Annotated in this window: 18 protein-coding genes and 2 riboswitches; of the genes, 10 read left to right on the top strand and 8 right to left on the bottom strand. The window is 65.6% G+C overall.

Annotated features, from left to right (window positions below):
* Positions 1 to 10: 10 nt before the first annotated feature.
* Positions 11 to 931 (top strand): metal ABC transporter substrate-binding protein, encoded by a 921-nt coding sequence (locus ACZ5R1_RS10865; protein WP_027599496.1) that lies wholly within the window; start codon positions 11 to 13, stop codon positions 929 to 931.
* A 116-nt stretch (positions 932 to 1,047) separates the two neighbouring features.
* On the opposite strand, the gene ACZ5R1_RS10860 is transcribed toward ACZ5R1_RS10865, so the two are convergent.
* Genes ACZ5R1_RS10860 through cobW form a run of 4 tightly spaced genes read right to left on the bottom strand, consistent with a single transcriptional unit; the run spans position 1,048 to position 7,566 of the window.
* Entirely contained in the window at positions 1,048 to 1,692 is a 645-nt protein-coding gene (locus ACZ5R1_RS10860; RefSeq protein ID WP_464713281.1) for a vWA domain-containing protein, read from the bottom strand.
* Between the two features lie 20 nt (positions 1,693 to 1,712).
* Positions 1,713 to 2,756 carry an ATP-binding protein gene (locus ACZ5R1_RS10855; RefSeq protein ID WP_464713191.1) on the bottom strand — a complete coding sequence of 348 codons (1,044 nt, stop codon included), beginning with the start codon at positions 2,754 to 2,756 and terminating at the stop codon, positions 1,713 to 1,715.
* A 1-nt stretch (position 2,757) separates the two neighbouring features.
* Positions 2,758 to 6,507, bottom strand: coding sequence for a cobaltochelatase subunit CobN (gene cobN, locus ACZ5R1_RS10850; RefSeq protein WP_464713190.1), 3,750 nt, complete (start codon positions 6,505 to 6,507; stop codon positions 2,758 to 2,760).
* A 6-nt stretch (positions 6,508 to 6,513) separates the two neighbouring features.
* Positions 6,514 to 7,566: a cobalamin biosynthesis protein CobW gene (gene cobW, locus ACZ5R1_RS10845; RefSeq protein ID WP_144953752.1), complete on the bottom strand. Its 1,053-nt coding sequence runs from the start codon at positions 7,564 to 7,566 to the stop codon at positions 6,514 to 6,516.
* Positions 7,567 to 7,669: 103 nt separating this feature from the next.
* Positions 7,670 to 7,995, bottom strand: a riboswitch (cobalamin riboswitch).
* A gap of 58 nt (positions 7,996 to 8,053) precedes the next feature.
* Positions 8,054 to 8,259: riboswitch (cobalamin riboswitch) on the top strand.
* A gap of 86 nt (positions 8,260 to 8,345) precedes the next feature.
* Between cobW and ACZ5R1_RS10840 the strand changes: the two genes are divergently transcribed.
* From ACZ5R1_RS10840 to ACZ5R1_RS10830, 3 genes are read left to right on the top strand one after another with little or no spacing between them, the layout of a single operon-like run.
* A complete protein-coding gene (locus ACZ5R1_RS10840) occupies positions 8,346 to 8,531 on the top strand; it encodes a CbtB domain-containing protein (protein ID WP_007158478.1) in 186 nt (61 codons plus the stop codon).
* A gap of 12 nt (positions 8,532 to 8,543) precedes the next feature.
* Entirely contained in the window at positions 8,544 to 9,221 is a 678-nt protein-coding gene (locus tag ACZ5R1_RS10835; RefSeq protein WP_027602204.1) for a CbtA family protein, read from the top strand.
* Positions 9,221 to 9,595, top strand: coding sequence for a cobalamin biosynthesis protein (locus ACZ5R1_RS10830; RefSeq protein WP_027599502.1), 375 nt, complete (start codon positions 9,221 to 9,223; stop codon positions 9,593 to 9,595). The genes ACZ5R1_RS10835 and ACZ5R1_RS10830 overlap by 1 nt, the downstream gene beginning before the upstream one ends.
* Here the strand turns inward: ACZ5R1_RS10830 and ACZ5R1_RS10825 are convergent.
* The 3 genes from ACZ5R1_RS10825 to ACZ5R1_RS10815 form a co-directional block, all read right to left on the bottom strand.
* Positions 9,586 to 10,314, bottom strand: coding sequence for a segregation and condensation protein A (locus tag ACZ5R1_RS10825; protein WP_169853965.1), 729 nt, complete (start codon positions 10,312 to 10,314; stop codon positions 9,586 to 9,588). The genes ACZ5R1_RS10830 and ACZ5R1_RS10825 overlap by 10 nt on opposite strands.
* Before the next feature lie 110 nt (positions 10,315 to 10,424).
* Positions 10,425 to 11,054, bottom strand: coding sequence for an L-threonylcarbamoyladenylate synthase (locus ACZ5R1_RS10820; RefSeq protein WP_027599504.1), 630 nt, complete (start codon positions 11,052 to 11,054; stop codon positions 10,425 to 10,427).
* A complete protein-coding gene (locus ACZ5R1_RS10815; RefSeq protein WP_007158483.1) occupies positions 11,051 to 11,923 on the bottom strand; it encodes a PHP domain-containing protein in 873 nt (290 codons plus the stop codon). Before ACZ5R1_RS10815 ends, ACZ5R1_RS10820 begins: the two co-directional genes overlap by 4 nt.
* 60 nt (positions 11,924 to 11,983) lie before the next feature.
* On the opposite strand from ACZ5R1_RS10815, the gene ACZ5R1_RS10810 reads away from it, so the two are divergent.
* The 4 genes from ACZ5R1_RS10810 to ACZ5R1_RS10795 all read left to right on the top strand — a co-directional run bounded on the left by ACZ5R1_RS10810 (position 11,984) and on the right by ACZ5R1_RS10795 (position 15,367).
* Positions 11,984 to 12,568, top strand: a complete 585-nt coding sequence (locus ACZ5R1_RS10810; protein ID WP_144944902.1) for a septation protein A — start codon at positions 11,984 to 11,986, stop codon at positions 12,566 to 12,568.
* Between the two features lie 4 nt (positions 12,569 to 12,572).
* On the top strand, positions 12,573 to 13,250 hold the full coding sequence (locus ACZ5R1_RS10805; RefSeq protein ID WP_007158485.1) for a response regulator transcription factor: 678 nt from the start codon (positions 12,573 to 12,575) through the stop codon (positions 13,248 to 13,250).
* A 111-nt stretch (positions 13,251 to 13,361) separates the two neighbouring features.
* Complete coding sequence (locus ACZ5R1_RS10800; protein WP_007158486.1) at positions 13,362 to 13,796, top strand: Spy/CpxP family protein refolding chaperone; 435 nt, start codon at positions 13,362 to 13,364, stop codon at positions 13,794 to 13,796.
* Between the two features lie 197 nt (positions 13,797 to 13,993).
* A complete protein-coding gene (locus ACZ5R1_RS10795) occupies positions 13,994 to 15,367 on the top strand; it encodes a sensor histidine kinase (RefSeq protein WP_027602199.1) in 1,374 nt (457 codons plus the stop codon).
* Here the strand turns inward: ACZ5R1_RS10795 and ACZ5R1_RS10790 are convergent.
* Entirely contained in the window at positions 15,342 to 15,908 is a 567-nt protein-coding gene (locus tag ACZ5R1_RS10790) for a nitroreductase family protein (protein ID WP_042133943.1), read from the bottom strand. The genes ACZ5R1_RS10795 and ACZ5R1_RS10790 overlap by 26 nt on opposite strands.
* 200 nt (positions 15,909 to 16,108) lie before the next feature.
* On the opposite strand from ACZ5R1_RS10790, the gene ACZ5R1_RS10785 reads away from it, so the two are divergent.
* Entirely contained in the window at positions 16,109 to 17,491 is a 1,383-nt protein-coding gene (locus ACZ5R1_RS10785; RefSeq protein WP_007158489.1) for an adenylate/guanylate cyclase domain-containing protein, read from the top strand.
* Between the two features lie 961 nt (positions 17,492 to 18,452).
* A complete protein-coding gene (locus ACZ5R1_RS10780) occupies positions 18,453 to 19,553 on the top strand; it encodes an amidinotransferase (RefSeq protein ID WP_027602197.1) in 1,101 nt (366 codons plus the stop codon).
* Positions 19,554 to 19,572: the final 19 nt, after the last annotated feature.

Raw genomic sequence — 19,572 nt, 5'->3', positions numbered from 1 at the left:
AGGAGTCACCATGAAATCCCTGTTCTCCCTGGGCGCTGCCCTCCTGCTCGCCGCTGCCGGCCAGGCCCAGGCCGCACCGGTCAAGGCCGTCGCCACCTTTACCGTGATCGCCGACGTGGTCAAACAGGTCGGTGGCGATCAGGTGCAGGTCTCCTCCCTGGTCGGTCCCAATGGCGATCCCCATGCCTATGAACCGACGCCCACCGATGCCCAGGCGCTGAAGCAGGCCGATGTGGTGTTCATGAGCGGCCTGCACCTGGAAGGCTGGATGGACCGCCTGATCAAGGCCTCCGGCCAGGCGCGCCCGCCGGTGGTGCTCAGTGAGGGGATCAAGACCCGCGAGATGGCGGAAGACGAGGATGAACATGGCAACGCGGACCATGATCACGACCATGGCGGTATCGATCCCCATGTCTGGAACAACCCGCTGAACGTGGTCGTCTACACCCGCAACGTGGTGAAGGCGCTGTCCGCGGTGGATCCGGCGGACGCGGCCACTTTCAAGGCCAACGGCGATCGCTACATCGCCGAACTGGAAGCCCTGGATCGCTATGCCCGCGAGCAGATCGGCCAGGTACCCAAGGCCAAACGCAAGGTACTGACCTCCCATGATGCCTTCGGCTACTTCGCCGACGCCTATGGCGTGACCTTCATCTCGCCGCTGGGGCTATCGACCGAAGCCGAGGCGTCCGCCCAGGACGTCGCCAAGCTGATCCGCCAGATCAAGCAGGAGCATGTCGCCACCTACTTCTTCGAGAACTCCAACGATCCGCGCCTGGTACAGCAGATCGCCAAGGCCAGCGGCGCCCAGCCGGGTGGCGAGCTGTACGTCGAAGCCCTGTCTCCGGCGGACGGCCCGGCGCCCACCTATGCCGCCATGTTCCGCTACAACGTGGATACCCTGGTCAAGGCGATGAAGGGCGGGCATTGAGGCTCTCTGGTAGGTTGGGTTGAGCGCAGCGAAGCCCAACAGAACGAGGCTCGAGTTCCCCGATGTCGGGCTTCGACGATGGGACCGCCTCGACCCGACCTACGCCGCACCGGTGGCTAGACCACCGGTACCTCCTCGAGGTGAAGGTATTCCGCGCCCAGGCGCCGAGCCAGTTCCCCTGCCCGTCCCAGGCGCAGTGGTCCCAACTCGATATCCAGCACCCGGATGGGACAGTCCGGTAGGGCCAACCCCTCCAGCTCACGCAGACGTCCATCGGTGACCAGCAGCAGCTGGCATTCCTCGCCGGGGTGTTGCCGCCGACGGCTCGTCAACCAGGCCTGAGCTTCCACCAGTCCCGCCAGCAAAGGCGTTCCGCCTCCCGCGCCCAGCTGCTCCAGCCATGCCTGAAGGGCCTGCCCGCTACGCTGGCCCTGGAAAGACCATTCGGGTCGCGCCCCCGCCGTCTGCAGGACCGCGACCCTGACCCGCTGGCGATAGGCCTGCTCGAACCAGTCGGCCAGCAGCCCCTTGGCCTGGGCCAGGGCACCGTGGCGGCGGGTGGACGCGGAGTGATCGAGGATCACCAGCCAAAGCTGGGCGGGACGCTGCCGGCGTGGTTGCCGGAGGAGATCACTCGCGCAACGTGGACGCCCGCGGAGCAGCGTCGACACCCAGGCAACAGGGCCTTCGGTACCCGGCGAACGCGCGCCCTGGCGACCGCCTGCGGCCTTGCCCGTCCCGCTTCGGGCATCGCGATCCAGGGTGCCGGATGATCGGATGCCTAGGGCTTTTTTGCCCCGCCCAATCGGCGTCTGGGACCCGTTGCAGTGGGCTCCGGCGCCAGGGCACCCCAGCTATCGCCCTCGCCCTGCGCGGTCTCGGCATCCCCCTGCTCCTGTTGATCGCCAGGCTCTCGCTCCAGAGTAGTGGGAGTCAAATCATCCTGTAGGGGTGGTATTAATGAGGGACCATCCGCCAGTTCGCGGCGCCGATGGCGCAAGGCGTATTCGGCCACGGCGGCGATATCGGCGTTTTCGATCGCCGTGGCGCCGCGCCAGGCCGCATGGGCGCGCGCCGCGCGTAGCCAGACCAGGTCGGCGCGCAGGCCATCGACACCGGCCTGGTGGCAGCCTGCAGTGATGGCCTCCAGGGCGGCATCGTCCAGTGGAATGTCGGCCAGCCGTGTACGGGCCACAGCGCAGCGCTGACGCAGTTCCCCCTGCGCCGCTTCCCACTGCGCAATGAAGGCTGACGGATCGCTGTCGAAGGCCAGCCGCCGGCGCAGGATCTCCGCCCGCTCCCGGGGGGCCGGCCGGCTGTCCAGCGCCAGGGCGAAGCCGAACCTGTCCAGCAACTGCGGACGCAACTCGCCCTCCTCCGGATTCATGGTGCCCACCAGCAAAAAGCGCGCGGCGTGCTCATGGGAGATGCCGTCGCGCTCCACCCGGTTGACCCCACTGGCCGCCACATCCAGCAGCAGGTCGACCAGGTGATCCGGCAGCAGATTGACCTCGTCGACATAGAGCACGCCGCCATGGGCCGCCGCCAGTACGCCCGGCGCGAAGCGCGCCCGGCCTTCGCCCAGCGCCGCATCCAGATCCAGGGTGCCGACGATGCGCTCTTCGCTGGCGCCCAGAGGCAGGGTGACGAAGGGACCGCCGCCGAGCAGATCGGCCAGGCCCCGGGCCAGGGTCGACTTGGCCATGCCCCGGGGACCTTCGATCAGCACACCGCCGATACGGGGATCGATGGCATTCAGGCACAGCGCCAACTTGAGGCTGTCTGCGCCGACCACGGCGGCCAGGGGAAAGACAGGGGCGGTCATCTCAGGCTTCATCCATATCCATCAGCAGCTGTTCGAGGGCTTCGCGGTAGTCGCCCGGCTGTTGCCAGAGACCGCGCTGCTGGGCCTCCAGCAGGCGCTCGGTCATGTCGCGCAGGGCCTCGGGGTTATGGCGCTCGACGAAGTCACGGGTATCGGCGTCGAGCAGATAGGCATCGGCCAGTTGCCGGTACTGGTGATCCTCCACCAGTTCGGTAGTGGCGCCGAAGCCGAACAGGTAGTCCACGGTGGCGGCCATCTCGAAGGCCCCCTTGTAGCCATGGCGCTTCATGCCGGCGATCCACTTGGGATTGGCTGCCCGGGAGCGCACCACGCGGCCCAGCTCTTCCTTCAGGGTGCGGATCTTCGGCAGATCGGCCTGGGCATGGTCGCCGAAGTAGCTGGCGCGCCGTTGGCCGCTTAGGGTCTCAGCGGCGGCCAGCATGCCGCCCTGGAACTGGTAGTAGTCGTTGGAATCGAGCAGGTCGTGCTCGCGGTTGTCCTGGTTCTGCAGTACGGCCTGCAGCCGACCGAGGCGGCGGGAGAAGTCATCGCGAGCGGCGGTGCCCTCATCCTCGGCGCCATAGGCGTAGCCGCCCCAGTTGAGGTAGGCCGTGGCCAGTTCGCTGCGATCCTGCCACTGGCGTTCTTCCACCGCGCCCTGAACACCGGCGCCATAGGCACCGGGCTGGGCGCCGAAGATGCGCCAGCCGGCCTGACGCCGGGCGAGGTCAGCAGCGGTACCGGCCGCTTCCAGGGCAGCGCGCTCGTGGCGAACCTGGGCGGCCAGGGGGTTGAGATCGTCCGGCTCGTCCAGGGCAGCGACCGCCTGGACCGCGGCATCGAACAGCCGTACCAGACCACCGAAGGCATCGCGGAAGAAACCCGAGATGCGCAGGGTGACGTCCACCCGCGGACGATCCAGCAGCGACAGCGGCAGGATCTCGAAGTCTTCGACCCGGGCGCTGCCGGTCTGCCACACCGGGCGCACACCCAACAGCGCCATGGCCTGGGCGATGTCGTCGCCGCCGGTCCTCATGGTCGCCGTGCCCCAGACCGAAAGACCCAGCTGGCGCAGGTGGTCGCCCTCCTCCTGCAGATGACGCTCCAGCAGCAGATTGGCCGACTGCCAGCCGAGCCGCCAGGCGGTCATGCTCGGCAGGTTGCGCACGTCCACGGAAAAGAAGTTGCGCCCGGTGGGCAGGACATCCAGCCGCCCGCGACTGGGCGCGCCGCTGGGACCGGCCGGCACGAAGCGCCCGTCCAGGGCCGCCAGGAGGCCGACGATTTCAGCGGGGCCACAGCCGTCCAGTGCCGGCGCCACCTGGGTGACCAGGTGTTCCAGCACCGGACGGGTCGCCGGCAATTCGTCCAGCGCCAACGGCAAAGGCTCGGCATCGACCATCGCGGCGACCAGCGCCAGGGCCAGCAATTCCAGGCGCTCCCGGGTATCGCCCAGGGTGCGCCAGGGTTCGGCGGACAGCGCCGCCAGGCAAGCCGGGCGCGCCCCTTGCCAGGGCTCGCCCAGGTCGGCGGCCAGGGGATCGAACTCCAGCTGCAGATCCTTGGCCAGCGCCCGCAACAGACTGGCATTGCCGCCCTGGGCATCGCCACGGGGGATGCGCAAGAGCGCCACCAGGGTATCGCGACGCAATTGCCCGGTCGGGGATTCACCGAACACATGCAGGCCGTCGCGGATCTGGGATTCCTTGAGATCGCAGAGATAGGCGTCCAGCTGCGGCAGCCAGCTGTCCGGATCGTCGGTGATCACCAGCCCTAGCTCGCGATCCAGGGCGGTCTCGCGCACCAGTTGCAGGATCTCGCCGCGCAACTCGGTGGCGCGCCGCAGATCCAGCAGGCTGGCGTCATAGTATTCGTCGGCCAGCCGCTCCAGATCGCGCAGCGGCCCGTAGCTCTCGGCCCGGGTCAGCGGCGGCATCAGGTGATCGATGATCACCGCCTGGGTGCGGCGCTTGGCCTGGGCGCCCTCGCCCGGGTCGTTGACGATGAAGGGATAGACGTTGGGCAGCGGTCCGAGAATGGCGTCCGGCCAACACTCCGCCGACAGCCCGACGCCCTTGCCCGGCAGCCATTCCAGGTTGCCGTGCTTGCCCAGATGCACCACGGCCTGGGCGCCATAGGCCTCGCGCAGCCAGAAATAGAAGGCCAGGTAGCCATGGGGCGGCACCAGCGCAGGATCGTGGTAGACCGCCGCCGGATCGACGTCATAGCCACGCGCCGGCTGGATGCCGACAAAGGTCAGGCCGAAGCGCACCCCGGCCACCATGAGCCGACCGCGACGGTGCATGGGATCGGTCTCGGGTCCGCCCCAGCGCTCGATCACCGCCTGCTGCAGGCTGAGCGGCAACCCGGCGAACAACGCCTGGTAGTCCTGCAGCGCCAGGCTCTGCAACGCCGGGCGCAGATCGCGCAGGGCGCTGTCGTTGGTCACCCCACCGAGCAGACGCTCGATCAGGGCGGTGCCGCTGTCCGGCAGATTGGCCACCGGATAGCCGGCCGTCTGCAAGGCGCGCAGTACCCCGAGCGCTGCCGCCGGGGTATCCAGGCCCACGCCATTGCCGATGCGGCCATCGCGGGTCGGATAGTTGGCCAGGATCAGGGCGATGCGCTTGTCCGCCGCAGGACGCCGTGCCAGTTCGATCCAATTACGCGCCAGACGGGCGACGAAGGCCATGCGTTCGCCATCGGCCTGGTAGTTGACCACGTCGCTCTGGCTGCGCTCGCAGCGCCAGGCCAGGCCCTTGAAGCTGATCGGCCGGGTAATGATGCGCCCGTCCAATTCCGGCAGGGCGATATGCATGGCCAGGTCGCGGGCACCCAGACCCTGGGGATTCTCCAGCCAGCGCTCGCGATTGTCCTGGGCGCAGATGGCCTGGAGCACCGGCACCGGGCGACGGAACGGCGTCAGATTCGGCCGCTCCGGACTGGACTGGGCGAAGCCGGTGGTATTGAGGATCAGCGCGGCGTTGGTCTCGTCCAGCAGCCGCTCCACCTCCTCCAGACAGGCCGGCTCCTTGAGACTGGCCACGGCGATAGGCAACGGATTCAGCCCTTCGGCGGCCAGCTGCTGGCAGAAGACGTCGACGAAGGCGGTGTTGGCCGACTGCAGATGGGTGCGATAGAACAGCAGCGCCGCGGTCGGCCAATCCGGTCGCCAGTGCTGGCGCCAGCCGTCCAGACCCAGGCCTTCCGGCTGATAGACCGCCACCCGCGGCAATTCCCGTGGCGGCTGGTAGGTGTACGGGGCACCCAGGCATTCGGCCGCCAGGCAATGCAGGAAATCCCGGGCATTGCCCAGCCCTCCCTGGCGCAGATAGCGCCACAGCCGTTCGGCCAGCTCCGGGGCCACCGTACCCAGGGCCATCAGCTCCGGATCGGGCCGATCGCAGCCGGGTACCGCGATCAGGGTCAGCCCCCGCGCGGCCAACTCGGCCAGCCGTTCCATGCCATAGCGCCAGTAACCCTGGCCGCCATGCAGGGAGATGAACACCACTCGCGCCTGGCTCAGCACCTCCTCGACATAGAGGTCCACCGAGGCGTGGTTCTGCAACTGCATGGGATTGGCCAGGCGCAGACTCGGATAGTCCTCGTCCAGGCTACGGGTCGCCTCCGCCAGCAGCGCCAGGTGCGAATCGCCACTGCAGAGCACGACGATCTCACCGGGCGTCTGCGCCAGGTGAGCGATGCCGTCGTCGGGGACGAAGCCGCCCGGCTGGGTACGCAGCAGATGCATCTGGCGTCAGGCGACCGCGGCGCGCAACTGGGTGGTGATGGCCGCCTGGTCCAGCTCCTGGCCAATCAGCACCAGCTGGGTGCTGCGGGTCTCATCGGTCTTCCAGGGGCGGTCGAAGTGCTTGTCGAAGCGGGTGCCGACCCCCTGGACCAGCAGTCGCAGCGGCTTGCCGGCGATGGCCGCGAAGCCCTTCACCCGCAGCACACCATGGGTCTTGACCACCTCGGCCAGGGCCGCCAGCAGGGTCGCCTCGGCCACCTCGGGCAGCTGGACGCCGAAGGAGTCGAATTCGTCGTGATCGTGGTCTTCATGACCTTCGAGGTCATGGTGGGTGGGACGGCTGTCGATATGGGCCTCGGATTCGGCCTGCAGCCCCAGCAGAACCGACAGCGGCAGCACGCCGCGACTGGCTTCCACCACCTTGACCGCCGGCGGCAACTCCTCGGTGACCTCGGCACGTACCCGCGCCAGGGCCTCGGCATCCAGGCCATCGGCCTTGTTGAGGATCACCAGATCGGCGCTGGCGAGCTGGTCTTCGAACAACTCGTGGAGCGGCGATTCATGGTCGAGGTTGGGGTCCTGGCGGCGCTGGACGTCCACCTGCTCGGGATGGGCGGCGAAGGTGCCGGCCGCCACCGCGGGGCTGTCGACCACGGTGATCACCGCATCCACCGTGCAGGCGTTGCGGATCTCCGGCCACTGGAAGGCCTGCACCAGGGGCTTGGGCAGGGCCAGGCCACTGGTCTCGATGAGGATATGGTCGATGTCGCCGCGGCGGGCTACCAACTCCTTCATCACCGGGAAGAATTCTTCCTGCACGGTGCAGCACAGGCAACCGTTGGCCAGTTCAAAGACGCGGCCCTGGGCCTCTTCCTCGGTACAGCCGATGCTGCACTGGCGCAGGATTTCACCGTCGATGCCCAGCTCGCCGAATTCGTTGACGATCACCGCGATGCGGCGGCCTTCGGCGTGGTCGAGCATGTGCCGCAGCAGGGTGGTCTTGCCGGAACCGAGGAAGCCGGTGACGATGGTGACGGGGGTCTTGGCCAGGGTTTTCATGGGCTGCCCTTAGAGAGAAAGCGAAAGAAGACGGGCAGGCATGCCAGGCGCTCGCGCCGCGGCGAGGCCCCAATGGCAGCCCGGATCACCCCGCCCGGTTGCGTGTTCGAAACGTGGCGAGGCAGGTCTCCTGGCTCGCGGCGCCCGGCTCCGGCCTTCCCGCGTGAGCAGTGGCCTTAGAGCGTGTTCATAATTTCGCGAGCTAGAGTCAAACAAGGCGAAGATGCTTGAGGAAGCGGAGTTTACGAATGGTAAATGAGCATTCCGAAAGCAGCTTCAACGCAGTTTGGCCGACGCGCAGCAAATTATGAACAGGCTCTAGTGGAGAGGCTAAAAACGCCGCTTACAGTTGCGGGGGCAGCCGCGGTGTCGCACCGCGTTCCCTTTCAAGCTCTTGCCGACAAGAGCACCTCGCAACGCGACAGGCTACGAGCGCCCCGCCGGGGTGTCAATCGGCCAGACTTGACCGGCGGACGAGGCGCGTGGTCTGCTCGCCGCTGCTTCAGGTGTCGCGACTCCGCCATGGGTCGCGGTGAAACGGGAAGCCGGTCCGAGTCCGGCACTGCCCCCGCAACGGTAGACGAGCGCAGGATCACAGAGCCACCCGGCCGGCAAGTCTGGGGAAGGCGATCCTGGTAGTTGCAGCCTGCAACCCTCGTGAGTCCGGAGACCGGCCTGCTGCTTTCAAGCAACCCGCGGTGGGCGGTCGTGCTGGACGGCGGCCGCCTGCGGCTCGCTGCCTCGGCGCGTCCCTGCCGCTTCGACTCCGAGGCCCTGCCATGACCGCTACCCGCTCGACCACCGCCCTGCCCCAGACCAGTACCCGCACCCAGCGTCTGACCGCCACCCTGCTCGCCTGCCTGCTCGGCCTGGGCCTGGTGCTTCTGGCCGGTTTCTCCCATGTCGAGGCGCTGCACAACGGCGCTCACGATACCCGCCATAGCGAAGGCTTCCCCTGCCACTAAAAGGAGTTCGCCATGTTCCAGCGTATTGCCTTCAGTGCCGGCGTGGCCGGCCTCCTTGCGGCCCTGTTGCTGAGTGCCCTGCAAAGCCTGTGGCTGACCCCGCTCATCCTCCAGGCGGAAACCTACGAGGTCCAGACCGAGGCGCCCGCCATGGCCGGACAGCATCATCATGGTGAAGAAGCAGCCTGGACGCCGGCGGATGGCTGGCCGCGAACCCTGTCGACCTTTGGCGGCAACCTGGTGGTGGCGGTAGGCTTCGGCCTGATCCTGGCGGGCCTGTTCAATCTAAGAGGCCCGACCCGCCTGCACCAGGGCCTGCTGTGGGGCCTGGCCGGCTATGCCACCTTTTGCCTGGCGCCCAGCCTCGGCCTGCCGCCGGAGCTACCCGGCACGGCCGCGGCGGATCTCACCCTGCGTCAAGCCTGGTGGCTGGGCACTGCCGGTGCCACTGCCGCGGCGCTCGCGCTCCTGGCGTTCACTCGCCATCCCGGCTTCAAGATCGCCGCCCTCGGGCTGCTGCTCATTCCCCATCTGCTGGGTGCGCCCCAACCCGTCGCCCAGGCGAGCCTGGCACCGGAGGCCTTGCAACGGCACTTCCAGATCGCCGTGCTGGCCAGCAACCTGCCGTTCTGGCTGCTCCTGGGACTCGCCTGCAGCTGGCTGTTCCATCGCCAGGCGCCTCAGGCCTGATGGCGCTGGTCCTGGGCCTGGGTTGCCGCCGGGGCTGTTCGGTGGAGGAGCTGACCGCGCTGGCCCTGGCAGTGCTGCAGGAGGCCGGCTGCGACCCCAACGCCCTCACGGCGCTGGCGACGGTGGACCGCCGTGTGGAGGAAAACGCACTGCAACACCTGGCCCAGCGCTGGCAACTACCCTTGCAGGGCTTCTCCGCCGAACGTCTGGCGCAACAGGAGGGCATCGCCGCGCCGAGTGCGGTCGCCTTGCAACACACCGGCAGTCCCAGCGTGGCTGAAGCCGCGGCCCTGGCCGCGGCCGGTGAAGGCGCCCGGTTGCGGGTCGGCAAGCGCAAGAGCGCGGCCGCGACGGCAGCGCTGGCTTACGCCTGAGCGACCCCTTCCGCATCAGTGTCTCTGACCCGGGCGCGGACATGGATGGGGCTGAAGGGCTCGTTCTGCACCAGCTCCACCAGGGATTCCTTGACCAGCTCGAGGATGGCCATGAAGGTCACCACCACCCCGAGCCGGCCTTCATCCAGGGTGAACAGCGCCACGAAGGGTACGAAGGCGCCATCCTTGAGGCGCTCCAGCACCTGACTCATGCGCTCGCGGGTGGACAGCACCTCGCGGGTCACCTGGTGACTCTCGAACAGGTCGGCGCGGCGCAGGACCTCGCCCATGGCCAGCAGCAACTCGCCCAGCTCCACCTCGGGTAGGAGCTTGCGCGCCCGCGCCTCGGGCGCCGGCAAGCTGGGCACCACGAAGTTGCGTCCCTCCCGCGGCAGGTCGTCGAGGTCCTCGGCGGCCTTCTTGAAGCGCTCGTATTCCTGCAGCCGGCGGATCAGTTCGGCGCGCGGATCTTCCTCTTCGGCCTCCAGGCCTTCGGCGCGCGGCAGCAGCATGCGCGACTTGATCTCCGCCAGCATGGCGGCCATCAGCAGGTATTCGGCGGCCAGCTCCAGTTGCACCGCCTTCATCAGCTCGACGTAGCTCATGTACTGCCGGGTGATCTCGGCGACAGGAATGTCGAGGATGTCGATGTTCTGCTTGCGGATCAGATAGAGCAGCAGGTCGAGAGGCCCCTCGAAGGCTTCGAGAAAGACCTCCAGCGCATCCGGCGGAATGTAGAGGTCCTGGGGCAGTTCGGTGAAGGCCTCGCCATAGACCAGCGCCAGGCGCAGCTGCTCGGGTTCGAGCAGCTGGGGGTCCAGGGCTTCGCTCATGCTTCGATCATGAAGGGCGTGGGATCACCGGCACCGACGCGGATCACTTCCGGCTCGTCGTCGGCCAGGCTGATCACGGTGGAGGGCTGCAGGCCACCCGGACCGCCCTCGATCACCAGGTCGACGAAATGCTCGAGACGCTCGCGGATCTCCCAGGCATCGCCCAGGGCCTCGTCATCCCCCGGCAGGATCAGGCTCACGCTCATCAGCGGCTCGCCCAGCGCCTCCAGCAGCGCCAGGGTGATGGGATGCTGGGGCACCCGCACGCCGATAGTGCGCCGCTTGGGATGCAGCAGCATGCGCGGCACCTCGCGGGTGGCGTTGAGGATGAAGGTATAGGGTCCTGGTGTGTAGGCCTTGAGCAGGCGAAAGGCGCTGGTATCCACCTTGGCATAGATGCCCAGCTCGGAGAGGTCGCAGCACACCAGGGTGAAGTTGTGCTTGTCGTCGAGCTGGCGGATGCGGCGGATACGCTCCACCGCGCTCTTCTCACCGATACGGCAGCCCAGGGCATAGGACGAATCGGTGGGATAGGCGATGACACCGCCGGACTGGATGATTTCCACGGCCTGACGAATCAGCCGCGGCTGGGGATTCTGCGGATGAATCTCGATGAACTGGCTCATTGGGGTTCCCGATTCTGAGGGTACAGCGGTTGACTGAAGCGCGCCCAGAGGGGCGGCAGATCTTCGGGCAACGGGCGGTACATCCCCAGCTCCGACCAGTCGGCCGGCGCATGGAAATCGCTGCCCGCACTGACCATCAGACCGAATTCCCGCGCCAGAATTGCCAGGGTGCCGACCTGCTCCGCCGGCTGCACGCCATTGACCACCTCGATGGCGTGGCCACCGCCGGTGACGAATTCTCCGATCAGCTTGCGCAGCTTGGTGCGGGTGAAGCCATAGGCCAGCGGGTGGGCCAGACTGATCCATGCCTTGGCGCCCTTCAGGGTCGCCAGGGTCTCGGCCAGGGTCGGCCAGTGCTGCTTGACGTCGCCGAGCTTGCCGCCGCCCAGCCACTTGCGAAAGGCATCGCCGCGGTCTTCGACGAAGCCGGCCTGCACCAGGTATTCGGCGAAATGCGGCCGGGCCGGCGCATTGCGACTGTCGCCCAGGGCCAGCTGCACCGCCCGGGCGCCGTCCAGGGTGCCGGGCATGCCCTTGGCCGCCAGCCGCCGGTCGATTTCCCGGGCGCGTTCCCAGCGTCCCTCGTGCAGGGCTTCCAGCGCAGCGTTCAATTCGGGCGCCTCGGGGGCGAAGTTGTAGCCCAGCACATGCAGGGTCGCCCCACCCCAGGTACAGGACATCTCGATCCCGGGCAGCAGGCGCAGACCCAGGCCGTCCGCGGCTTCCAGGGCTTCGGCATAGCCATCCAGGGTGTCGTGGTCGGTGATGGCCAGCAGTTGCACCCCGCGCTCATGGGCGCGTCTGACCACCTCGGCGGGCGCGAAGGCGCCGTCCGACGCGGTGGTATGACAGTGCAGGTCGATACGCATGGCTTTCTCCTCCGGCTTCATCAGGTATTATGCCGCGATGCACTGCTATCGGCTGCGTTAATGAAACAATTCATCGATTTCATCCCTCTGCTCCTGTTCTTCCTGGTCTACAAGCTCGATCCGCGTCCGCTGGAGTTCGCCGGGCACGCCTTTACCCTGGGCGGCATCTTCAGTGCCACCGCGGTGCTGATCATCGCCTCCCTGGTGGTCTACGGCGCGATCTTCGCGACCCAGCGCCGGCTGGAGAAGAGTCAGTGGCTGACGCTGATCGCCTGCCTGGTGTTTGGTGGCATGACCCTGGCCTTCCATAGCGAGACCTTCCTGAAATGGAAGGCGCCGGTGGTGAACTGGCTGTTCGCCCTGGCCTTCCTGGGCAGCCATTTCATCGGCGACAAGCCGCTGATCCAGCGCATGCTGGGCCACGCGGTGCGCCTCCCAGCCCCCATCTGGACGCGGCTGAACATCGCCTGGATCGTCTTCTTCATCGTCTGCGGCTGCGCGAATCTCTACGTGGCCTTCACCTACGAAAGCTTCTGGGTCGACTTCAAGGTCTTTGGCAGTCTGGCAATGACCCTGGTGTTCATGCTCGGTCAGGGCCTCTATCTGGCGCGCCATCTGCAACCCATGGATGAACCGCGAGACTGATCCCATGAGTCAGATACTGCTGATCGACGACGACCAAGAACTGTGCGACCTGCTCGGTGCCTGGCTGAAACAGGAAGGCTTCGAGGTCAACGCCTGTCATGCCGGCAGCGACGCCCGCACCCAGTTGCGCGAGGCGACACCGGATGTGGTGGTGCTGGACGTGATGCTGCCTGACGGCAGTGGCCTGGAATTGCTCAAGCAGCTGCGCAGCGATCATCCGCAACTGCCCGTGCTGATGCTGTCGGGACGGGGCGAACCCCTCGACCGGATCCTCGGCCTGGAGCTGGGTGCCGACGACTACCTGGCCAAGCCCTGCGATCCGCGCGAACTCACCGCGCGCCTCCGAGCCATCCTCAGACGCAGTCATCCGGCCCAGCCCGCGGCCCGCCTGCAGCTGGGCGACCTGTCGCTGAGTCTGGCGCGCGGCGTCGCCAACATCGGCGAAACCGAGATCACCCTAACCCTCACCGAGAGCCGCATCCTCGAAGCCCTGCTGCGGCAACCGGGCGAACCCCTGGAAAAGCAGGCCCTGGCCCAGGCGGCCCTGGGCCGCAAGCTGACCCTCTACGATCGCAGCCTGGACATGCATGTCAGCAATCTGCGCCGCAAACTCGGCAGCCATGCCGACGGTCGTCCGCGCATCCTGGCGCTGCGGGGCCGCGGCTACTACTACAGCGTCTAGCCCACCGCGCAGCCTTTACCCCCTCTTTACCCCCGCTGACCGCCACTGACTCCCCCGCTCCTAGACTGGGCTCATCCGGTGTTGCACCGGTCATCCCAAGGAGATTTCCCGATGCGCAAACTCATGCCCGCCGTGCTGTTCGCCGCCCTGCTGCCGACCCTGACCCTGGCCGCTACCCAGGACAGCACCGACATCACCCCGCCGCCCCACGGCAAGCTGATGGATGGCGGTCCGCGTGGCGATGGCCCCCTGCGCGGCCTCAAGCTGACCCCCGAGCAACGCGAGCAGGTCGGCAAGCTGATGGGCGAGGAGCGCCAGCAGCAGCGCGAGATCGTCAAGAGCTACCTCGACAAGCTGCCCGAGGATCAGCGCAAGGCCCTGCACGATCAGCTGGATGGCAGTCGCGACAAGACCCGTCAGTCCATTCGCGCCCTGCTCAAGCCCGATCAGCAGAAGCGCTTCGACGAAATGGAAAAGAAGCGTGAGGATCGCGCCAAGGAGTGGGCCGAGTTCCAGCAATGGAAGCAGGACCACAAGTCCTCCTGATCCCCGATCGCTGCGCCGATGGTCCTCGGCGCAGCGTCTGACCAAGAACCTGCCCAAAATCTCGCGAGCTAGAGACAAACAAGGCGAAAATGCCTGAGGAAGCGGAGTTTACGAGTGGTAAATGAGCATTCCGAAGGCATTTTCAACGCCGTTTGGCCGACGCGCAGCAGACTTTGAGCAGCTTCTAAGGCGACTGCATGGTTTTTCGTTCCCTCTTCTGGCGCATCTTCGCCACCTTCTGGCTGGCCATCCTGTCCGCGGTCGGCCTGACCATGCTGCTCGGCCACCTGGCCGACCAGGATTCCTGGATCCTCGCGCAGCATCCCGGCCTGCGCGATCTCCCCGAACAGTGGGTGCAACGTTATGAAAACGACGGTCCCGCCGCCGCCCAAGGCCTGCTCGAACAGCGCAAGGGCCGCTACGGCATCGATGTGCTGGTGCTGGGCGAGAACGGCTCGCCCCTGGTGCGCGGCACCCTGCCACCGCGCATCTTCGACCAGGATCTCGACCAGCCGCAGCGTCAGCAGCGCCCCGGTCCTGGCGCCCGCGACCCCAACCGGCCGCTGCCCTGGCGACGACTGACCGACGAATACACCAGCCCGAGCGGCCAGACCTACCTGTTCATCTACCACCTGCCCACCCCCGAACTGGGCGCCTGGCGCCGCCAGAGCCTGTTCTGGCCGGTCGGCATGCTGGCCATCGCCACGGTGGTGCTGACCCTGTTCAGCCTGCTGCTGACCCTCAGCCTGACCCGTCCGCTCAATCATCTCAGGCGTGCGGTCCATGATCTCGGGCAGACCGCCTATCAGCAGGACACCCTCGCCCGCCTCGCCCGCCGCAAGGACGAACTGGGCGTGCTGGCCGAAGACTTCAATCGCATGGGCGCCCATCTGCAGCGCCTGATCGACAGCCAGCGACAGCTGCTGCGCGACGTGTCCCACGAGCTACGCTCCCCGCTGGCCCGCCTGCGCATCGCCCTGGCGCTGGCCGAACGCTCCGATCCCCATGACCTGGGCAACATGTGGCCGCGCCTGACCCTGGAATGCGATCGCCTGGAAACCCTGATCGGCGAGATCCTCGCCCTGGCTCGCCAGGAAGCGGATCCCGGTCCGCCCGAGCAGCTGGAATTGCACCCGCTGCTGGAAGGCCTGGTCGAGGATGCCCAGCTCAGCGCCCCGCAGCAGCGGGTAGAGCTGGACGTTCCCGCCGCCCTGCGACTGGACGGCTGGCCCGATGTACTGGAACGGGCCCTGGACAATCTGTTGCGCAATGCGCTGCGCTTCAACCCGCCCGCCCTGCCGATCGTCATCTCGGCGACCGCCGCCGCGGGCGAGGTGTGCATCCAGGTGCGTGACCATGGCCCCGGAGTCAAGGTCGACGACCTGCCCCGGCTGGGTGAGCCCTTCTTCCGCTCGGATCAGCAGCAGGCCACCGGCTATGGCCTGGGGCTGGCCATCGCCCGCCGCGCCATCCAGCGCCATGGTGGCGAGCTGCACCTGAGCAATCACCCGGACGGCGGCTTTCTCGCCACCGTCACCCTGCCGCTCAGACCGGTCCTGACCAATGGCTGACCTGGCCGCTCAGATCACGCGGCGCCGGGATCCGCGGCGCCATCTCCGGCGTGCCCAGGTAGATGTAGCCCACCAGTTGTTCGTCCTCGGCCAGTCCCAGCCCCTGCAGCACCCAGGGATCATAGCTGAATTCACCGGAACGCCAGACCGCACCCAGGCCCAGGGCGAAGGCCGCGTTGACCAGGCCGTGGGCGACGCAGCCGGCGGTGATGATCTGCTCCTGGACCGGCACCTTGGGGTGTTCCTGGGGCGTGGCGACGACGGCGATCACCAGGGGGGCCCGCAGCGGCATGCGCCGCGCCTTGTCCAGGGCCGCCGCATCGGCGTCGGGCTCGCGCCGGCGCAGGGCATCGGCATAGAGCTCGCCGAGCGCCGTGCGGCCGGCGCCGCTCACCAGGATCAGCCGCCAGGGGCGCAGCAGCTTGTGGTCCGGCGCCCGGTCCGCGGCGCGCAGCAGGGTCTCGAGTTGCGCGGGCGTTGGGCCCGGTTCGGTCAGGCGACCGACCGAGGCGCGATTGCAAAGGGCTTCGAGGGCATCCATAGCGTCTCTCCTGTAAAGATGCCGCAGTGTACCCCAGGGACGACTGCCGAATTTGGCTGTCACAGCAGCGGAATGGCTGACATTCTTGGCCGCTACCGGGGCGGTCGGCTAAGATCGCGAATGCTAGAAAACCCGGCCGCTTTCATCGTCGCGAACGGAGTTATCCCGACCTCTCGCCTTTTTCGAAACGGACCCGACAGATGAAGTTTGCGCTCAACCGGTTCCTCGCTGCGTCCGGTGACAGCCTGGGCGTCTACTACGCCCGGGTATTCGCCTATCTGATCGCCGCCGCCAGCGTCACCGCCGGGTACTACACCCAGGCCGATGCGGTGGGCCTGTGGCTGATCCCCTATGCCCTGCTCTACCCCCATGTGGCCCAGACCCTGAGTCTCAAGCTCAGACGCGATCGCGGCGCCCAGACCGATATCATCCTCGCCGCCCTGGACGCCATCCATGTCGGCATGGCCGCGGTGGTGTTGCGCTTCCCGCTGATGCCCACCCTGATGCTGCTGTTCATGCTCGGCTATACCAGCATGCTGCGCGGTGGCCCGCGCCTGCTCGGCCTGTGCCTGCTGTTCGCCACCAGCGCCGCGGCGCTGGGCAGCGCCACCTTCTTCCAGGGTGTCGACCTCACCAGTCCGCTGCTGGTGGCGGTCACCAGCGTGGTGGGCACCATGCTGCACCTCTGGGGCACCGGCTACTTCCTGCATCGCCAGCGCAAGCGCCTCATCCAGATCAACGACGATCTCAAGCGCGAGCAGGAAAAGTCGGCGATCCTCGCGCACAACCTGGCCAAATACCTCTCGCCCCAGGTCTGGGAGTCCATCTTCACCGGCAAGCAGCACATCGCCCTGGGCACCCAGCGCAAGAAGATCACGGTGTTCTTCTCCGACATCAAGGGCTTCACCGAGCTGTCCGAAGAACTCGAGGCCGAAGCCCTCACCGACATGCTCAACAACTACCTCAACGAGATGTCGAAGATCGCCGTCAAATACGGTGGCACCATCGACAAGTTCGTCGGTGACTGCGTGATGGTGTTCTTTGGCGACGCCAACAGCCAGGGCGCCAAGAAGGACGCCGTGGCCGCGGTCTCCATGGCCATCGCCATGCGCAAGCACATGAAGGTCCTGCGCCAGCAGTGGCGCAGCCAGGGCATCAACAAGCCGCTGGAGATCCGCATGGGCCTGAACACCGGTTACTGCACGGTCGGCAACTTCGGCTCCAGCACGCGCATGGACTACACCATCATCGGTCGCGAAGTGAACCTGGCCAGCCGCCTGGAGAATGCCGCCGATGCCGGCGAGATCCTGATCAGCCACGAGACCTACTCGCTGGTCAAGGAAACCATCATGTGCCGCGACAAGAGCTGGATCACCGTCAAGGGCTTCAGCAAGCCGGTGCAGATCTATCAGGTGGTGGACTTCCGTCGCGACCTGGGCGCCTCTCCCAGCTATGTCGAGCACGAACTGCCGGGCTTCTCCATGTACCTGGATACCAACAACATCCAGAACTACGACAAGGAGCGGGTCATCCAGGCGCTGCAGCTGGCAGCGGAAAAGCTCAAGGACAAGGTAATTCTTTAAAGCGACCGCAGACCCTGTGGCCGCATCTGGACGTACCTCGGCGCCCTTGGCTGGGCGCAACCAGACCGCCAGCGCAGGCGGCATCCGGACCGCTGCCCGGCAGGCGCTGATAGATCGCTGACAGCCACAGAGCGCAGCCAAGCCTGCCCTCCCTTGGCCATATCCATTGCCGCCCACCAGATCGCATCTTGGCTCGGCAAAGAGACAAGGTCTTAGCTGAAGCGAACTTGCTGCTGCGGCCCAACTGGAAAGGCCCAGACCTTCGATACCCAGGCTGCCCTGCCCCTTCAAGAAGCACTCGACGCCGAAGACCTATCTATGGCTCTAGCACGAGCCACCCAGTGATGAGGCATCTCCATTTGTGCCGCTGGCGAACCGGCCTATCCCGATTTGCAGGAAAGGCAGCCGGGCGGTGATCAGCCTTGACCAGCGTATCTTCGCGTCACAGGGTACCGATGCTGGCAAGGTGCAGCCCAACCTCCTGGGCAACTTCCACAGTGGGCCTTCGATAGCGCCCCGTAGCCCCTCCCCGCAACGTGGAATCTCCCGAAGCGACTTTAATAAGCCATGAACATGCCAGCAGCATGATTTCCAAAGAAATACTATCAGCATATCAATTTTCGGCCTGCTTATTACATGCATGCCAATACCTATCGCGCGGACCGGCGTATCTTCGTTATATGAACTAGCCTAACCAGGCCAAGCCGCCAACCACAGGTATTTTAGAAAAACGCAGCAGTAATCAGGAACATCCACTACAAATCACCACCCAAGCAAGAACTATCAATTAAGCAGAAGGCGCGCACACTCACCCACACCCTTAGCAGCGGCACCCGACCACCACATACGAATACCGTCATCTTATAATCCGACAATATATAACTTCCTAACCGCCTCTCTTGCCACCCACTATTTTTTCGCCAAACATATACTCTTCATTTACTGCCGAAGGCCATTTATCATGGAATTCCAAACAGAAGAGCCGTCATCCTTTTCCAACCTGGAAAGCCCCGTAGAAGTCTATACGGAGTGGGATCCCCTGGAGGAGGTCATAGTTGGCATAATGGATGACATCCGCGTACCTGAATGGGATACCGGTCTGAGAGCCATCATACCCAGAGAGTCGAGCGACTTTTTCCAGACATACTCTGGACAGCGATTTCCGGAAGAACTGGTCATCAAGGCCAGGCAGGAAGTCAATACGCTGGCCAGGATCCTGGAAGCCGAGGGCATAAGAGTAAAACGGCCAAACGAGTTCAATCACCATCAGCCCATAGTGACTCCCCATTTCACTACAGGTGGCACCTTCTACTCCGCCATGCCAAGGGACTGCCTTTTCGCAATCGGCAAAAAGATCATTGAAGTGCCCATGGCCTGGCGCAGCCGTTACTTCGAGACCTTCGCTTTTCGTGACATCCTGAACGATTACTTTAGCAGAGGTGCTGACTGGATCTCAGCCCCCAAGCCGATGCTGAAAGACAACATCTGGAAAAAGGATTATGACTTCGACCAGGAGATTCCATTCAACTCCATAATCACCGAGGTGGAACCGCTATTTGACGCGGCCGACTTCATGAAGATGGGCCGCGACATCATCGGCCAGCGCAGCCATGTAACGAATAACAAGGGCATCGAATGGCTGCGCAGAACCCTCGGATCGGATTATCGCATCCACATCTATGAGTTCGAAGAGCCAGGACCCATGCACATCGACACGACGATACTGCCGCTGGCGCCAGGCCGCGTACTCGTCAACAAGGGCTGGGTACCGCAGATTCCTGACATCTTCAAAGATTGGGAAATCCTGACTCCGCCGCCGTCCAACCTGCCCGACGACCATCCTCTTTACATCACTTCCAAGTGGATTCACATCAATGTGCTGATGCTGGACGAAAGAACGGTGGTCGTCGAGCAGGACGAGGAGGCTCTGATCAACGCCTTCCGCCAGTGGGGTTTCAAGACCATCCTCTGTCCCTTCAAGCACTTCCAGACCTTCGGTGGCTCCTTCCACTGTGCCACGCTGGATGTCAAACGGCGCGGAAGCCTGAAAAGTTATATCTGAAGACTTCCGGCGCCCATCT

It is taken from the genome of Pseudomonas sp. Pso3, from assembly GCF_055393275.1.
The sequence above is the reverse complement of the archived record's forward strand: the minus strand, read 5'-3'. Positions and strand labels throughout refer to the sequence as shown.

Coding starts and splice junctions, on each gene's coding strand:
- ACZ5R1_RS10865 (WP_027599496.1), top strand. CDS start 11: ATGAAATCCCTGTTCTCCCTGGGCGCTGCCCTCCTGCTCGCCGCTGCC.
- ACZ5R1_RS10855 (WP_464713191.1), bottom strand. CDS start 2,756: ATGACCGCCCCTGTCTTTCCCCTGGCCGCCGTGGTCGGCGCAGACAGC.
- cobN (WP_464713190.1), bottom strand. CDS start 6,507: ATGCATCTGCTGCGTACCCAGCCGGGCGGCTTCGTCCCCGACGACGGC.
- cobW (WP_144953752.1), bottom strand. CDS start 7,566: ATGAAAACCCTGGCCAAGACCCCCGTCACCATCGTCACCGGCTTCCTC.
- ACZ5R1_RS10840 (WP_007158478.1), top strand. CDS start 8,346: ATGACCGCTACCCGCTCGACCACCGCCCTGCCCCAGACCAGTACCCGC.
- ACZ5R1_RS10835 (WP_027602204.1), top strand. CDS start 8,544: ATGTTCCAGCGTATTGCCTTCAGTGCCGGCGTGGCCGGCCTCCTTGCG.
- ACZ5R1_RS10830 (WP_027599502.1), top strand. CDS start 9,221: ATGGCGCTGGTCCTGGGCCTGGGTTGCCGCCGGGGCTGTTCGGTGGAG.
- ACZ5R1_RS10820 (WP_027599504.1), bottom strand. CDS start 11,054: ATGAGCCAGTTCATCGAGATTCATCCGCAGAATCCCCAGCCGCGGCTG.
- ACZ5R1_RS10815 (WP_007158483.1), bottom strand. CDS start 11,923: ATGCGTATCGACCTGCACTGTCATACCACCGCGTCGGACGGCGCCTTC.
- ACZ5R1_RS10810 (WP_144944902.1), top strand. CDS start 11,984: ATGAAACAATTCATCGATTTCATCCCTCTGCTCCTGTTCTTCCTGGTC.
- ACZ5R1_RS10805 (WP_007158485.1), top strand. CDS start 12,573: ATGAGTCAGATACTGCTGATCGACGACGACCAAGAACTGTGCGACCTG.
- ACZ5R1_RS10800 (WP_007158486.1), top strand. CDS start 13,362: ATGCGCAAACTCATGCCCGCCGTGCTGTTCGCCGCCCTGCTGCCGACC.
- ACZ5R1_RS10795 (WP_027602199.1), top strand. CDS start 13,994: ATGGTTTTTCGTTCCCTCTTCTGGCGCATCTTCGCCACCTTCTGGCTG.
- ACZ5R1_RS10790 (WP_042133943.1), bottom strand. CDS start 15,908: ATGGATGCCCTCGAAGCCCTTTGCAATCGCGCCTCGGTCGGTCGCCTG.
- ACZ5R1_RS10785 (WP_007158489.1), top strand. CDS start 16,109: ATGAAGTTTGCGCTCAACCGGTTCCTCGCTGCGTCCGGTGACAGCCTG.
- ACZ5R1_RS10780 (WP_027602197.1), top strand. CDS start 18,453: ATGGAATTCCAAACAGAAGAGCCGTCATCCTTTTCCAACCTGGAAAGC.